10 protein-coding genes and 1 tRNA gene are annotated in these 16,582 nt (G+C 48.8%); 9 read left to right on the top strand and 2 right to left on the bottom strand.

What is annotated here, in order from left to right:
- Window positions 1-6 precede the first annotated feature (6 nt).
- Genes BLA28_RS10045 through BLA28_RS10035 form a run of 3 tightly spaced genes read left to right on the top strand, consistent with a single transcriptional unit; the run spans window position 7 to window position 4,733 of the window.
- Window positions 7-906 carry a carbohydrate ABC transporter permease gene (locus BLA28_RS10045; protein WP_207647384.1) on the top strand — a complete coding sequence of 300 codons (900 nt, stop codon included), beginning with the start codon at window positions 7-9 and terminating at the stop codon, window positions 904-906.
- Between the two features lie 30 nt (window positions 907-936).
- Complete coding sequence (locus tag BLA28_RS10040; protein WP_069159336.1) at window positions 937-2,616, top strand: extracellular solute-binding protein; 1,680 nt, start codon at window positions 937-939, stop codon at window positions 2,614-2,616.
- A gap of 11 nt (window positions 2,617-2,627) precedes the next feature.
- Window positions 2,628-4,733 (top strand): beta-galactosidase, encoded by a 2,106-nt coding sequence (locus BLA28_RS10035; RefSeq protein WP_408607638.1) that lies wholly within the window; start codon window positions 2,628-2,630, stop codon window positions 4,731-4,733.
- 76 nt (window positions 4,734-4,809) lie between these two features.
- Here the strand turns inward: BLA28_RS10035 and BLA28_RS10030 are convergent, their stop codons facing one another.
- Together BLA28_RS10030 and BLA28_RS10025 are read right to left on the bottom strand one after the other, a co-directional pair.
- Window positions 4,810-5,853: a ribonucleotide-diphosphate reductase subunit beta gene (locus tag BLA28_RS10030; protein ID WP_069154125.1), complete on the bottom strand. Its 1,044-nt coding sequence runs from the start codon at window positions 5,851-5,853 to the stop codon at window positions 4,810-4,812.
- A 44-nt stretch (window positions 5,854-5,897) separates the two neighbouring features.
- Window positions 5,898-8,414, bottom strand: a complete 2,517-nt coding sequence (locus tag BLA28_RS10025; RefSeq protein ID WP_069159334.1) for a ribonucleoside-diphosphate reductase subunit alpha — start codon at window positions 8,412-8,414, stop codon at window positions 5,898-5,900.
- 648 nt (window positions 8,415-9,062) lie between these two features.
- Here BLA28_RS10025 and BLA28_RS10020 point away from each other — a divergent pair.
- The 6 genes from BLA28_RS10020 to BLA28_RS09995 all read left to right on the top strand — a co-directional run bounded on the left by BLA28_RS10020 (window position 9,063) and on the right by BLA28_RS09995 (window position 16,514).
- Complete coding sequence (locus BLA28_RS10020) at window positions 9,063-9,527, top strand: MarR family winged helix-turn-helix transcriptional regulator (protein ID WP_025483397.1); 465 nt, start codon at window positions 9,063-9,065, stop codon at window positions 9,525-9,527.
- A complete protein-coding gene (locus BLA28_RS10015) occupies window positions 9,524-11,260 on the top strand; it encodes an ABC transporter ATP-binding protein (protein WP_069159333.1) in 1,737 nt (578 codons plus the stop codon). The genes BLA28_RS10020 and BLA28_RS10015 overlap by 4 nt, the downstream gene beginning before the upstream one ends.
- Complete coding sequence (locus BLA28_RS10010; RefSeq protein ID WP_044969195.1) at window positions 11,257-13,116, top strand: ABC transporter ATP-binding protein; 1,860 nt, start codon at window positions 11,257-11,259, stop codon at window positions 13,114-13,116. The genes BLA28_RS10015 and BLA28_RS10010 overlap by 4 nt, the downstream gene beginning before the upstream one ends.
- Window positions 13,117-13,334: 218 nt before the next feature.
- The gene (locus BLA28_RS10005; RefSeq protein ID WP_141702996.1) at window positions 13,335-14,981 is read left to right on the top strand and encodes a glycosyltransferase family 39 protein; all 1,647 of its coding nucleotides are present in this window, start codon (window positions 13,335-13,337) and stop codon (window positions 14,979-14,981) included.
- A gap of 163 nt (window positions 14,982-15,144) precedes the next feature.
- A tRNA-Thr gene (locus BLA28_RS10000) sits at window positions 15,145-15,217 on the top strand.
- Between the two features lie 439 nt (window positions 15,218-15,656).
- Window positions 15,657-16,514 (top strand): hypothetical protein, encoded by an 858-nt coding sequence (locus BLA28_RS09995; RefSeq protein ID WP_169897228.1) that lies wholly within the window; start codon window positions 15,657-15,659, stop codon window positions 16,512-16,514.
- Window positions 16,515-16,582: the final 68 nt, after the last annotated feature.

Below are 16,582 nucleotides of genomic sequence, written 5' to 3'. Positions count from 1 at the left end.
GAGGAAATGATGGAGGAAATAAGAAAGGCCGGTAAAATAAAACCGTTTGATGTGATAGATGTGCTGATCATGATTCTTTTTATTCTGATAATGGCTTATCCCCTGTGGTTTATTGTGGTGGGCGCATTTAATGAAGGAAAGGATTATATGCGGGGCGGCGTATATCTGTGGCCCCGGGTATGGACTCTGGATAATTTCAAAGCCGTATTCCGGGACAAAAGTATATTGAATTCCTTTGCCGTAACCATAGCAAAATGTGCGGTTGGAACCGTGACAAGCGTGCTGTTTACATGCCTGGTATCTTACGGTCTGTGCAGGCCGAACCTGAAATTCAAAAAGGTGTATATACCGTTCATTATGTTTACCATGTTTTTCGGAGGTGGGCTGATTCCCTATTTCCTGCTGATCAGAGGGCTCCATCTTTACAACACGTTTTGGGTATACATCATTCCTTCCTTATTTAATGTGTGGAATATGATAATTATCCAGTCCTTTATGAGAGAACTGCCCGAGGCGCTGAATGAGTCCGCCAAGATGGACGGGGCGGGGGAATACCGTATTTTCCTGCAGATAATCCTGCCGCTGAGCAAGCCGGTTATAGCCGCCATTTCTCTTTTTACGATTGTCGGGCACTGGAACAGCTATTTTGATTCCATGATGTATACGGCGGATGCATCGCTGCAGACGATACAGCTGTATTTGAAAAAGGTGATTACGGATCCGTCCGTTGCCGCCGGAATGGGAGCCACGGCGGCCAGGGTAGTCCCGGACGCCGCCGCCAAAATTACTGCCCAGTCCGTGAAACTGGCCGCAATGGCGGTCACTGCATTGCCGGTAGTTGCCGTTTATCCGTTCCTTCAGAAATATTTTGTAAAGGGTATGACGATAGGAGCGGTAAAGGGTTAATTATAATCATTTAATTATGGGAGGTTGCGTATGAGAAGAAAAAGAATCAGCAGTATCCTGCTTGCGGGGGCGGTATGTGTAAGCCTGCTGTCCGGCTGCGGAAGCAGGGGAGAAGAGACGGCGGCAGATATCCCGCAGTCCGAGTCGCTTCAGACAGAGGCGGCGGAGGAGTCTCAGAAGGAGGAAGCAGCGGGAGAAACCCCGAGCTGGAAAAAGGACACAAGCCCTGTAACCATAGACTGGTTTGTGGCTTATGACTGGTATGGCAAGGTTTTTGATCCGGTGAATAATATTGCCGACAAAAAGCTGCAGACGGAAACCGGAATCACTGTGAATATCATTACAGGCGATGCGGATAAGCTGAATGCGCTGATTGTATCGGGAGAGCTTCCGGATGTGGTAACCTTTGATGCGGTGGCGTCCCAGAGGCTGCAGATGGAGAATGCGGGTCTGGTACTGGATTTGGAGGATCTGGCGGAAAACTATGCGCCGGATTTGAATGTTCCCCAGTCACAGAAGGACTGGTACAGAAATGAGGATGGAAAATGGTATTCCCTGGTAAGCTTTTATTATGGGCCGGAGAGATGCAGTGACGAATTCGGCGGCTTTCTGGTCACACACAACAGCAATTTTGTCCGCACGGATCTGCTGGAGCAGATTGGCATGACAATGGATGATCTGCATACCAAGGACGGCTTTTATCAGGCTCTGAAGAAGGTAAAAGACCAGAAGCTGCAGTATGACGGCATGGATGTTATTCCGTTAACGGGTGTATATCCGGTAAATATGGCACAGCAGTTCGGGGCACAGCAGGAGGACGAACAGGGGAATCTCCTGGATATCAAGCTCCAGCCGGAATACCTGGAGGCGCTGAAATTCTATAACAAGCTGTATACGGAAGGGCTGATTACCACGGATGAATTTACCCAGGATCAGACACAGCGGGATCAGAAAGTGGCGAGCGGGCAGGTATTTATGGCACAGGGCTGGATGACGGTAAAACAGCCAAGATCGGCGCTCTATTCCAGTGATCCCAATGCGAAAATGCTTTACTGCGGAACCATTAAAACCGGTGATTCGGGCAAACAGCATTATTTATCATCTATCAATGCGGCAGGCTGGACAACGACCATGATAACCGCCGGTGCAGAGCATCCGGACAGAATTATCAGTCTGTTTGCCTATCTCACACAGGAAGAAGCGGCTTTGGATGAGGAATACGGGAGCGGCTGCTATGATATCGTAGACGGCAAGGCGATCCGGAAAGAAGAAGCGGTAAAAGAGTACGAAGAAGACTACAATGCTGCTTATAATAAGTATAATATGAACCTGAGTTTTGCCATGGACTATACGATCATCCAGAAGTACGAGAATCTTAACGTTGAAAATGAACTGGAAAAAGACCGGATAAACATGGAGCGTGATAAGGATGCCAGCCTGTATGATGACAAATGCTTTTCCGATATTAACCCTATGGCAGGCACGGATTTGGCGGCAATTAAGGCGGCCATTGATGAATACTGGAAATCTGCGGAGCCTCAGATTATCATGGCATCGGATGAAGCGGAATGCGAGAAGCTGTACAGCCAGGCCGTGGAGCAGATGTACAGCATGGGCTATGAAGAATTGTATGAATCCCAGAATGAGAAATTCCATAAAAATAAAGAGAAATTAGGGATAGAATTTGCCTGGCCGTCCCTACAGAAATAGGCAGGGAGGTGATGAGGTTGAAAAATACGGAATTGTTTTCCTATACCTCAGAATATCTGACCAGAAATGGCAGGCCATGGTTTCCTGTAATGGGGGAATTCCATTACAGCAGGTATCCGGACAGCTATTGGGAAGAGTCTTTGTATAAGATGAAGGCCTGCGGCGTCGATGTGGTATCCGCGTATGTAATCTGGATCCATCATGAGGAAGAGGAAGGAGAATACCTGTTTTCGGGCTGCCGGGATCTTCATAAATTTTTAGACACGGCAAAAAAATGCGGATTGCTGGTTTTTCTGAGAATCGGCCCATGGTGCCATGGAGAAGTTCGTAACGGCGGATTCCCGGACTGGCTGCTTGAGAAGGATTTTGTGCCCCGTACGAATGATGAAAGCTATTTATCCTGCGTAAAACGCTATTACGAGAGAATTTTTATGGAAGTAAAAGGGCTTCTCCATAAGGACGGCGGACCGGTAATCGGTGTTCAGATTGAAAATGAGTATGGACATTGCGGCGGCCTTACCGGTGAAGAGGGAGAGGACCACATGCGCCGGCTGAAGCGGCTGGCTGTCGGTGCCGGATTTGATGTACCCTATTATACGGCTACCGGCTGGGGCGGAGCGGTTACAGGAGGTATGCTTCCGGTTCTTGGAGGTTATTGCGACGCGCCGTGGGATCCGAGAATAACGGAACTGGAGCCGAGTGTGAATTATGTTTTTACACAGGAAAGAAACGACCGGAATATAGGCAGTGACTTGGGAATGGGGGAAGGTCTTACCTGGCCGTGGGATAAGTTCCCATATCTCACAGCGGAGCTGGGCGGCGGAATTCAGGTGACAAGGCACAGAAGACCGGTGGCGGCAGCGGCGGATATCGGGGCCATGACGCTGACCAAGCTGGGGTGCGGAGCCAATCTTCTTGGCTACTATATGTATCATGGAGGAACCAATCCTCATGGGAAAAGGAGCACGCTGCAGGAGTCCAGAGAATCAGGCTATCCCAACGATCTTCCGGAATATTCGTATGATTTTAATGCACCCATCAGGGAATACGGACAGATATCGGATACCGGCCTGGAGCTTAAATTATATGCCATGTTCCTCCATGATTTCGGGGAAGCCTTCTGTGAAATGAAGACCTTCATTCCGGAGGACAGCCCTCAGGATCCCAATGATACCGTCCGCCTCCGCAGTGCGGTAAGGAGAAAAGGAAACAGCGGTTATCTGTTTGTAAATAATTTTCAGAGAAGAAAACAGATGGCAGATCATCAGGGGGTAATCCTGAATGTCCGGCTTCCTGACGGAGATATCTCCTATGAGGCGCAGGACATCCGGAATGGAGATTATTTTTTCTATCCCTTTCACCTTCCGGTGGGAGAACATGCGGTATTGATAAGTGCAAGCGCTTCTCCCCTGTGTATTCTTCACAGGACGGACGGGGAGAGATATATCTTTTACGGTGACAGGGAACCTCATTTCAGAATAGAAGGAGATCTTGGGAAAAAGGAACTTATTCATATAAGCAGGGAGGATGCACGGCATGCCTGGAGGATGGAATTCGGAACAGAAGAATATCTGGCGGTATGTAACTATCCGATTGTGGAGGAAGGCGGTTCCTGTAAGGTATTATTCCGGACGGGAGAAACAGAAGAGCTGGAAATCCGTGTATATCCGGAGCTTCCCACGGTACCCCAGGGATTTGTAAAAACAGGAAACGAAGGGATTTTCACACGATATTCCCAGAGAATATCCCGGAATACGCCTTCCTGCAATTTACGAAAGGAAGAAAAACAGAGCAGCGATGAAGAATGCCGTTACCGCATAGAACTTGATTATGCAGAAGAAACGGAGGCAGAGGATGTTTTTCTGAAGCTGGATTATGTGGGAGAAAGCCTGGAGCTTTTTATTGACGGGAAGAAGGAAGGGGATCATTTTTATACGGGGCAGATTTGGGAGATCGGATTGAAAAGATTTGGATTCCCGGAGAACGTGGATATAACCGTTCACAGGCTGAAAAGAGATATGCCGGTATATTTGGAGCAATGGCCGGATCTGCCTGAGGAAGGGGCGTGCAGGATTCACAGGCTGACGGCAGAAGCGGAGTATAAGCTGTTTTTTTAATGTAATAAGGCAAAGAACCGGCCGGTATCTGAGGAGTAATCCCTGACAGATACCGACCGGTTTTTTGCAGAGCGTTTTACAGATCATCCACCAGCGCCGTACTCTTGGCATAGGCGGTGCTTTTCGCTTCAAAGAAGTCTGTTTTTACCATATTCGCATTGGAATACTGGCTCACCCAGGCCATACTTTCCGGTTCCGCGGTATGCTCCGGATAGAGGGGCTCATAGCCCAGGCTGGTCCAGCGCAGGTTGCCGAGATAACGGATATAGTCGGACACCATATCCCTGGTAAGGCCGGGAATGTTATTCCCGATGCAGTAGTGGCCCCATTCGATTTCCTGGCGCACACCCTCCATGAGCATTTCCTTCAGTTCGGCTATGGTTTCGGAGGTGAAAAGCTGGGGTTCTTCTTTCTGCAGCTCCAAGATAATATTGCGGAACAGCCATAAATGTGTGTTCTCATCCCGGTTGATGTAGCGGATTTCCTGTGCGGAGCCGGGCATTTTCCCGTTGCGGCTCAAATTATAGAAGAACATGAAACCGCTGTAAAAATAAATGCCTTCCAGGATAAAATTAGCCATCATAACCTTCAGCAGGGTGGTGGGATCCTTGTGCTCCTGGAATTCATTGTAGCAATTTCCGATGAACGTATTCCTGCGCAGCAGATGCTCGTCATCCTTCCACTGGTAAAGGATGGCGTTGCGCTCGGTAGGGCTGCAGATGGAGTCCAGCATATAGCTGTAGCTCTGGCTGTGCACACATTCCTGGAAGGTCTGGATGGACAGGCACAGATTCACCTCATTCGCAGTGATGTATTCCCCTATGTGAGGCAGGTTGGCAGTCTGGATGGAATCCAGGAAAACCAGGAAGCTTAAGATTTTATCATAAGCGGTGCGCTCTGCCGGCAAAAGCCGTGGATAGTCCTTGACATCCGCAGAGAGATTGATTTCCTCCGGGATCCAGAAATTGTTCATGGCCTGACGGTACCAGTCGCTTACCCATGGATAGCGCATATTATTGAAATCATTCAGATTCGTCGTATTTCCGTTTATCATACGGCGCAGGCGCACATCCGTATCCCCTTCCGGGTTAAAAAGAGGTTTCTTTTTCAGTTCATTCATTTTCTTGTATCCTTTCTTACGTCCTTTATCCTTTTCATAAGCGGTCAGGAAGAGCAGCTTTCACATTCCTCCACCTCAAGGGATTTGCTTCTTATATAATAGATGGTTTTGACACCGCATTCCCAGGCGAGAATATACAAAGAGAGCACCTGGCGGAGCGTATAATCATTGGTGATGTACAGATTCATGCTCTGCGCCTGATCGATATGGCGCTGACGCACCCCACATGCACGGATACTCATGCTCTGATCGATGAGGTGGGCGTTTTTATAATACCAGTAGGTTTTCATGGAAAGCTCCGGAGCTACCCGGGGAAGCATAAAGCCTTTTTTCTCTTCCAGGAAAAAGCGTTTCATAATGGGGTCAAGCCCTGCGGTAGTACCGGAAAGGATACTGGTGCTGCTGGTGGGAGCCACGGCCAGAAGATAGGCGTTGCGCATTCCCTGGGATGCCACCTTTTCCCGAAGCTCCTTCCAAACCGGAGAGGTATAGCTGCGTTTTTCAAAATAGGCGCCGGTCTGCCAGTCGCTGCCTTCAAAATATTCATAACTGCCCTTTTCTGCGGCGATATCGGAACTGGCGGAAATAGCGGCGCGGTTAATACGTTCAAACACATCGTCCACAAAGGAAAAATGCTTTTCGCTTTCCCAGGGGATCTGGTGTTTGGCGAGCATATGATGATAACCGCTTACTCCCAAACCGATGCTGCGGTAGCGGCGGTTGGTCAGTTTGGCATAGGGAAGGGCGTAGAAATTCAGGTCGATGACATTGTCCAGGGCGCGGACAGCCGTTGCCACCACATCGGACAGATAAGCGTCATCTTCCACAGGAATATTTCCCAGGGAAAGACTCGCCAGATTGCAGACCACAAAATCCCCGGGACGTGTGGTATTCACCACCACGGTATCCCCGTTTTCCGTACGGATTTCAGAACTCACCGTTTCAATGGGAGACATATTCTGGGCGATTTCCGTACACAGGTTGGAACAGTAGATGATTCCTCTGTGTCCGTTGGGATTGGCCCTGTTGACCGCATCTCTGTTGAAGGTAAAGGGCGTTCCGGTTTCCACTGCGGATTTGAGGATCAGCCGCACAATTTCCTTCAGGGAGACCGTCCGTTTGGAAATCCGGGAGTCGCGAAGACATTCCAGATAACGCTTTTCCCATTCTTCCCCGTAATAATCCTCCAGGGAATATCCCTTTACGGTAAGGATTTCATGAGGACACATCAGGTGCCAGTCCTGATTCAGATCCTCCTTTGCCATTTTCCAGAACAGATCAGGATAGCAGACCGCTGGAAAAATATCATGAGCCTTCATGCGGTCATCCCCGTTATTCGTCCGCAGCTGAAGAAATTCCGGAAGATCCCGGTGCCAGGCGTCCAGATAAACCGCAGCCGCACCCTGCCGCATACCCAGCTGATCCACGGCAACAGCGGTATCATTCACCAGCTTGATCCACCGGATCACGCCGCCTGCCGCACCCTCGAAACCGCGGATGGAGCTTCCCGTGGCGCGTACCTTCCCGAAGTAAAGCCCCATGCCGCCCCCGAATTTGCTCACCTGGGCGAAATTATCCACACTGCGGTAAATCCCGTCAAGGCTGTCGGGAACCGTATCGATAAAGCAGCTGGAGAGCTGATGATAGGGCTTGCGCGCATTGGAAAGAGTGGGAGTAGCCATCGTGACCTCCATGCGGCTTAAACAGTCATAGAATTTTTTCACCCAGTTCATACGATTCTGCTTTTCCTTCATAGCCAGATGAAGGGCGATGCCCAGATACATTTCCTGGGGCGTTTCCAGGAGGACATGGCTTTTGGTACGGATACAATACCGTTTCAGGAGGAGATCAAGCCCCGCATAGGTGAACAGTTCATCCCTCGTATCATCCAACAGCAATGCCGCCTCCTCGATTTCCTCCCGACTGTACTGCTCTAGAATATAACTCCCATAAAGCTCCAGATCCGTAAGATACCGGAGCTTTTCATAAAAACCCGTAATTCTCGCTTCCCCCATCCGCAGGGCGATCTTTTTGTGCGCCTGATAATTTAAAAGCCTGGCCGCAATGAACTCCCACCGCGGAGCCTCCTGCGTAGTGAGCTCAACCGCCGCCTTAATCAAGGCCGACAGCTTCTCATCCGGCTTCATTTCCGGTTTACAGAAAGCATTATATTTAACAGAAAGATGAAGAAGAGAATACTCCTCCTCCGGAAAATCCTTCTGAATCTTCCGGAACACCGATTCCAGCTCAGGATCAGAAGTCGCCTGCCCCAGAGACACCCTGGCATCCCTCAAAAGAGAACGCTTCTGACGATAAAGAATATAATTCTTAGCTTCCGTAAAAAAGCCCTGCTCCATCAAAGTCTGCTCTACCTGATCCTGAATCCCTTCCACATTCGTAATATTTTTGTCCGCCAGCTTTTCCTCAACAGATACAAGCAGATCAGCCATAACCGAAGGCGCCGGATTACTTCCCGTACTCTCAAAAGCCTTCCTCATAGCCCTGATAATTTTCTGCCCGTCATAATCCTCCTGACGGCCATTTCGTTTCATGATATCCATGTCTGTCTCCTTTTTCCGGGCCCGTAGATTGTTATCTGGCAAATACACTGTCCCCGGATATGTACACTACTAAAACTAGTATTATTTTTGCCGAATTGAATTCATTATATACTATATCTAGTTATGTGACAAGATGACTTCCACAACTTATACCCCATTCTTATACTGGTATATACTGACAGATAAAGTTACTTACGACTTGACTTTCCCCCAAAAAAATATTAAAATAGTTAACTAGATAACAATTAACTTATTTAAGCATTAACTACTTAACTGAGTTACTCAAACTTCGCGCAAGCCTCTGTGCCATCCGGGTGCTGGTTCCATGCCTTTGCCTGCCCCCTCGGTCTACGTCCCTGAGCTTCCCGCCGCCGGCCCCGGCCATGCAGGGATCCTTGCAGGGGACGCTTTCGCTCGGATAAGCTCGCAGCGGTACTAAGGCTGCAAAGGACGCAGCCTAAGGACCGGCGAGCTTATGACGCCCCTTACAGGATTCCCTGCATGGCCGGGGCCGGCGGCGGGAAGCTCAGGGACGTAGACCGAGGGGGCAGGCAAAGGCATGGAACCAGCACCCGGATGGCACAGAGGCTCTCACAAAACTTAAAAAGATCATTAAGGAGGAACTGCCCCAGCGCAGTTATTAGGAAGATGGACAGAAAACAGCTGGCACATGATTCGATTATGAGATTCCGCAAGACAGATACAATGCTGAGACGCTACCTGGACAGAAAAGTCTCCAACACAGGAGTTTTCCCCACCCAGCACAGACTTTTAATGGAGCTGGACAGAAATCCCAGCTGCTCCCAGGTGGATCTGGCTGAGAAATTCGATGTTTCGGCAGCGGCGATTGCCGTTTCCCTGAAGAAACTGGAAAAAGGAGGATATATCACGAGGCTTGCCGACGAGAATGATAACCGGATTAATCAGGTGAGCATTACGGCAAAAGGAAAAGAGGTTATCCATAAAAGTATTCTGATTTTTCAGGAAACGGACCGATGCTTCTTTGAAGGATTTACCGATGAAGAGGTGGAGCAGTTCTTTCATTTTATGGAAAAGGCTTATAAAAATATGGCGGAGCAGAACAGCCGGCTGGACGCGGAGGAGCGAAAATGAAGCGGTATTTGAAGTATATTAAGCCCTATTGGTATGCATTTATCCTGGGGCCGATTCTTATGATAACGGAGGTGGTGGGAGAGGTGATCCTGCCGGCCTATATGGCAAAAATCATCAATATAGGGGCTGCCAACCGGGATGTCCCTTATATTGTGGGAACCGGGATTACCATGATCATCATAGCTTTTATCATGATGGCAGGAGGCATCGGCGGGGCGTGGTTTGCTTCCAAGGCATCCATAAGCTTCGGAGCGGATCTGCGTAACGACTGCTTTAAGAAGGTACAGAAATTTTCTTTTACCAATATAGATACCTTTTCCACCGGTTCGCTGGTGACCCGGCTTACCAATGACATCACCCAGGTGCAGAACCTGATTATGATGGCTCTCCGGATGATGCTGAGGGCGCCGGGAATGCTGATAGGGGCTATTATTATGGCCTTTTCCATGAATGCGGGCCTGGCAAGGATATTTCTGGTCATCATGCCGGTTATGATCGTAGTCATCACTATAATCATGCGTACGGCCTTCCCGCGGTTTACCATGATGCAGAAAAAGCTGGATAAAGTAAATTCCAACATTCAGGAAACGCTGCAGAACGTACGTGTTATCAAATCCTTTGTCCGCGGGGAATACGAAGAAGAGCGTTTTTCCAGATCCAATGAGGATCTGAAGGATTCCAGCCTGCGTGCCTTTAAGGTGGTCATTTTCCAGATGCCCCTCATGGCCTTTTTTATGAATGCCACAACACTGCTTGTTGTCTGGATGGGCGGAAAACAGGTGCTGGTGGGTGACATGCCCGTAGGAAACCTGACCGCCTTCACGACTTATATCGTGCAGGTGCTCATGTCACTGATGATGCTGGCCATGGTGCTGCTGCAGAGCTCCCGTGCCATCGCCAGTGCAAAACGTATCAATGAGGTTCTGGATACGGAGATTGATTTGACGGATGACCGGGCAGGAAAGAAAGACGCCCTGGTACAAAAGGGCAGGATTGAATTCCGGGGTGTTTCCTTCCGGTATTATAAGGAAAGTCAGGAAAAAGTGCTGGATGATATTAATCTGACGATAGAGCCCGGACAGACGGTGGGAATTATCGGTTCCACCGGCTGCGGAAAAACGACGCTTGTTTCCATGATACCCCGGCTTTATGATGCGGACGAGGGAAGCGTGCTGGTGGATGGTGTGGACGTGAGGGATTATTCCCTGAAAAACCTGAGAAACGGCGTCGGCATGGTGCTTCAGAAAAATGTGCTTTTTTCAGGGACAATCGAAGAAAACCTGATGTGGGGAGATGAAGACGCTTCAGAGGAAGAGGTCATCAAGGCCTCAGAGGCCGCCCAGGCCGCCGCTTTCCTGCAGACCTTCCCGGACGGCTGGCAGACCCAGCTGGGACAGGGCGGAGTCAACGTATCGGGCGGACAGAAACAGCGTCTCTGTATCGCAAGGGCGCTCCTGAAAAAGCCCCGGATACTCATCCTGGACGACAGCACCAGCGCCGTGGATACCGCTACGGAAGCCAAAATCCGGGAAAGCTTTACCGGTACCTTAAAGGAAACTACAAAACTGATCATAGCGCAGAGGATCACCTCCGTTATGGAGGCGGATCAGATTGTCGTAATGGATGAAGGGAAAATTGTGGGATTGGGAAGACATCAGGAGCTGCTTGCAGACTGCAGCGCCTACCAGGAAATCTATTATTCCCAGATGGAAAGGCAGGTGGGGGCGTCATGAAGGAAGATAGAAAAGAAGCGCTGATCCGGAAATATTCCTATGCAGCCCAGCAGAACCAGGCAAAGGCGGCAAAAGGGCCGGGCGGCCCCGGAAGAGGCCGTATGCCCGGGGGAAAGCCCCAAAACACCGGGAAGACAGTGAAAAGGCTGCTTTCCTACATACAGGAGGAGAAATATAAGCTGGTGCTGGTTTTTGCCTGTGTTATCATCAATACGGTATCCATGCTTGCCGGCTCCTATATGCTGCGCCCTATTATAAACGGACTGACCTCCGTGGATGGCAGCGCACAGAAGCTGCTCCGTTCCCTGCTGATCATGGCCTGTATTTATCTGTTCGGCATTGTGGCCCAGTATCTCCAGGCCCGCATTATGATCGGTATATCCCAGCAGGCTATTTTTAAAATAAGGAATGAGCTTTTTGCCAAAATCCAGAGGCTGCCGGTGCGTTTTTATGATACCAATAACCACGGAGATATCATGAGCCGCTTTACCAACGATGTGGATGCGGTGGGTGAAATGCTCAATAATACCGTGGTTCAGATTATTTCCAGCGTGATCAATGTCATAGGAACCTTCTGCCTGATGGTATATACCAATATCTGGCTGACCCTGATTACCGTTCTTATGGTTCCTGTTATGATGCAGGCCGCCCGGTTTGTCACCATGCGGAGCCGCAGATTTTATAAGGCCCAGCAGGCGGCGCTGGGGACGCTGAACGGATATATTGAAGAGACTGTGAGCGGACAGAAGGTGGTGAAGGTATTCTGTCATGAGGAAATTGCGGAAGAGGAGTTTTCCTATCTTAATTATGATCTGCGGGATAAGCAGATCATGGCCCAGTTTTTCGGAGGAATTATGGGGCCCGTAGTCGGCAATCTGAGCCAGGTGGGCTATTCTGTCACTGCCTGCGTGGGCGGAATCCTCTGTGTGCTCAGAGGCTTTGATATCGGAGGGCTTACCGTATTCGTGAACTATTCCAGACAGTTCAGCCGTCCTATTAACGAGCTTTCCATGCAGATGAATACCATTTTTTCCGCACTGGCAGGAGCGGAGCGTGTGTTTGCCATTATGGATGAAGAGCCTGAGCCGGAGGATGGCCCGGACGCGGTGCGGCTGACTGACTGCAGGGGAAATGTACGCCTGGAGGATGTAACCTTTGGCTATAATCCCGACAAAATCATTTTAAAGCACATTTCCCTGTACGCAAAACCGGGACAGAAAATCGCTTTTGTGGGCTCCACAGGGGCCGGCAAAACCACAATAACCAATCTGATAAACCGTTTTTATGACATTAATGAAGGAAAGATCACCATAGACGGTGTGAATATCCGGGATATTGCCAGAGATGACCTGCGCCGCAATATCGCCATGGTGCTTCAGGACACCCATCTCTTTACCGGCACAGTCCGGGAAAATATCCGGTACGGAAGACTGGATGCCACCGACGGGGAGGTGGAGCAGGCCGCCAGGACGGCGAGCGCCCATTCTTTTATCATGCGCCTGGATAAAGGCTATGACACCATGATAGAGGGGGACGGTGCGAACCTGAGCCAGGGCCAGAGACAGCTGCTCAATATTGCCAGGGCTGCCATTTCCAAGGCCCCTGTCCTGATTTTGGACGAAGCTACCAGCTCTGTGGATACCAGGACTGAAAAACATATCGAAAAAGGAATGGACCGTCTGATGACGGAACGTACTACCCTTGTGATTGCCCATCGCCTTTCCACCGTCCGCGATGCCGACGCCATTATGGTGCTGGAGCAGGGTGAAATCATCGAGAGAGGCACCCATGAGGATCTCCTTGCCATGAAAGGCAGATATTATGAGCTTTACACCGGCAAGCGGGAACTGGATTAATAACAGAAGATATGATATAATTGCGCCGTACGGCAGGAAATGCCCGGCGCGGCCATTAAGGATATTGAGATCCGGCGCCGTCTGAGGCAGTAAGACGGCCGCCGGATTTTTGAATGAATATAAGAGGGATCCGCAGAGAGCGGCCTCCGTTGTTTCGGCAGTTTTTTTGCGAATAAGGGTAAAATAAGAAAAAGGATAACGAAGTGGGAATAAATACTGTGAAAAATACAGCAATAGAAAAAAAGAAGGATGCAGCGGCGCTGATACGGGATCACGGCCTGTTCTGGTGCCTGTTTCTGGGAATGGGAATTTATTATATATGGCGTATGTTTTCCCTCCCGCCCTGGTATGATGAACTGTATACCTATGAAAACTTTATTGACAGAGGCATGATATATTCCATGATACATTGGCCGCTGCCCAATAATCATGTGTTTTATTCGGCATTGTCGGCTGTTCTGAATAAGCTGGGGAATCCGTATATCGGGCTGCGCGGAGTTTCCTTTCTTGCATCCATGGGAAGTCTGCTGCTTCTGTACCGGATTCTGAAAAAAGGGATTTCTCCCCGGATGGCAGCGGCGGGTACCGCCCTTTTTGCCGCCATGTACAATGTAGTGCAGCAGGCCGCCCAGGGTAGAGGATATGCTCTTTCTGGCTTTTTCCTTCTGGCGGCGGTTAACTGCCTGTACGAAATCTGTATACCGGAAAAAACGGAAGAAGGGAAGGGGAAAAGGAGGTTCTGGTATTATGCCGGCTTTGCCGTCTGCCTGACGGGAGGACTATATACCATTCCCAGCAATCTGTACTGGGTGGTGCCTGTGTGTATGGCAGGAGGATTGTATCTGCTGTTTACCGGGGAATATAAAAAACTTTTCCGGCTTGTAATCGCTTCCGCGGCGGCAGCGATTGTGACTTTCGGACTTTATACGATTATCTGGCTGGCCATTGGTTCCAATTTCCTTGTGAAAGAGGAGACCGGTGCTTTTTATGGCATGAGCCATTTCCAGGTATTGAAAACCGCACCGTTTGCGGCTTTTTCCAGAGGGATGGGGGCAATGCTTTCGGATCCCAATATCCAGAGTATTGACAGAAGCCGTTTCAATAATGAATTTACCCTGTACCTGGGACGTGTGCTCAATCAGGTATATCCAAACGGAAGCCATATCCTGCCTGTTCTTATTCTTTTCGGATTGCTTCTGATGCTTGCGCTCATTATTATCAGCTGCCGGAGAAAAGAAAAAAGCATGTTCTTTTTATCTCTGTACGTATTTGTGCTTACGGTAATGGTTCCTGTGTTCCTCGTCATACAGTGTGTGTTTCCTTATCTGCGGGTATTCACATATATGGGAAGCGTTCTGTCCATGATGTTTGTGCTGATGCCGTATGCGCTGTGGGCCATTGTTAAACCTGCGGCAGACAGACTGGCACAGAGAAAAAGCTTTTCCCTTCCGGCAGGCTCCGCGGCTTACGGCTCACTGCTCGCAGCCGCAGCGGCTATACTTCTGGCCGTTGTATACTGCAGGCTGCCTGAATATAATGCAGGCTATGACAGCAGGGATAATCATATTTATGCCGCGCTTAAACAGCTTGATGAAAAGGAAGTGGATACGGTCCTGACAGGTGACGTATATGCACGGCAGAACCTGTATTTCCATATTCTGCGCTGCAGAGGCAAGGAGCTGGTTATGGATTATGAGCATCCGGATTATGTGCTGATGGATAAGATACAGACCGGCCCGGAGGGGGAAGAACTGGTATGGCCTTATGAAATGAATACGCAGAATTTCCCGTGGGAGTGGATAGAAGGGCATATGGAAGTCGTGTTTGAAGACGATGCTTATATTGCTTATCAGGTAGTGGAATAATCAGCGGTGTAAGATAGGGGGCTGCTGTAGGAAAAGAATTTGAAGGAAAACAGCAGATTCCTGGACTCGTGAAAACTCGTGAAAAAAATGAATTTTATTGTTGACAAAACAGATTTTACTATGCTATACTAGCTTTCGGTGACAGCGAGAGTCGCCGGAAAATGCTGCTGTGGCTCAGTCGGTAGAGCGTCGCATTGGTAGTGCGGAGGTCACGGGTCCGATTCCCGTCAGCAGCTTGTAGGAAGCCCGTATATACGGGCTTTTTTCATGTCCGAAGATAATAGAGACGAATTGTCATATATGACTTTTTATGATGACTAATATTTGACTAACATTTTTTACGGTTAGTTTGTCCGGATATATATGGATTACTGTTTTTTTGTTGTCATCAATAACAATTATATGATATGATAAATAAACACCGGCGGCCGGAAATATGTGTAAAAGACTATCTGCCGCAGCCAAATTACAATAACACTTCAAAGATCCATTCATTTATTCTGTCCATGTCGGACAATGATTTCAAAGAAGCTTTGTTAATAGGGATGCTTCCCGTCAGTGAAGCATAAAAAGTAAAGAATGTAAGAGTAAGAAGCGGTTGTCCGGTGTCGGATTATCAGTTATAATTATGTGGAAGATAGAATTTTACACATGGCTTACGGAATAGGAGGCTATGTGAAAAAACGCAAAGAAAAAGATTCCGCGGGGCAGAACCGGGAACAAAAGGAAAGGACGGGACTGAACCATGAGGATCTGGCGCTGAAAACAGCAGCACAGTACTTTGGGGATGAATTACTGCCGATACTTGGCATACCCGGCAGGGTAAAGTACATCGCGCCGACTGAAAATGTAAAACTGCAGGCAAGGCAGATGTATCAGGATTTCAATTATATTTCGGGGTCCGGGAGCTGGATTCATTTGGAGTTCGAAAGCGATTCTGTTACGAAGGAAGATCTGAGACGCTTCCGGGAATACGAAGCAGCTACCAGCCGGAGCTTTAACGTTGCGGTGGTTACTTATGTAATCTGTACATCCGGAGTAAAGCAGCTTTTAAGTAAACTGACGGAAGGGATTAATAGTTATCAGGTGAAGGTTATCCGTCTGAAAAACAAGGATGCGGATCGGGTAATTGCACTGCTGGAGGAAAAACAAAAACGGGGAAAAACACTGGATAAAGCAGATTTGGTGCCGCTGCTTTTAACCCCTCTCATGTCAGGAAAGCTGGAGATTGTGGACCGCATTATTAAAAGTCTGCATATCCTCCGGGAAGCCTCCAGTTCCGTAACGGAAATGGAATTGGAAAAAATGCAGGCGGTACTATATGCTTTGGCGGATAAGTTTTTGCAGGAACAAGAATTGGACAGGGTAAAGGAGATGATTGCTATGACGAAGCTTGGGGAAATGCTGCTTAAGGATGGAATGGAACGTGGATTAGCGGATGGAAAGGCAGAAGGAAAAGTAGAAGGAAAAGCAGAAGGCGAGTCCTATAATGTACCCATAGATGTGGACACATTAAGAAGAAGGGTTCCTTGAAAATGGACACTATGAAGAAGGGATGTCCCCTCCAAAGTGGACAGATTGAAAAGGGGGTTCTTTATCTC

This window comes from Eisenbergiella tayi (genome assembly GCF_001881565.1).
GTDB classification, from domain to species: Bacteria; Bacillota; Clostridia; order Lachnospirales; family Lachnospiraceae; genus Eisenbergiella; species Eisenbergiella tayi.
This window is presented reverse-complemented; position numbering and strand designations above follow the sequence as displayed.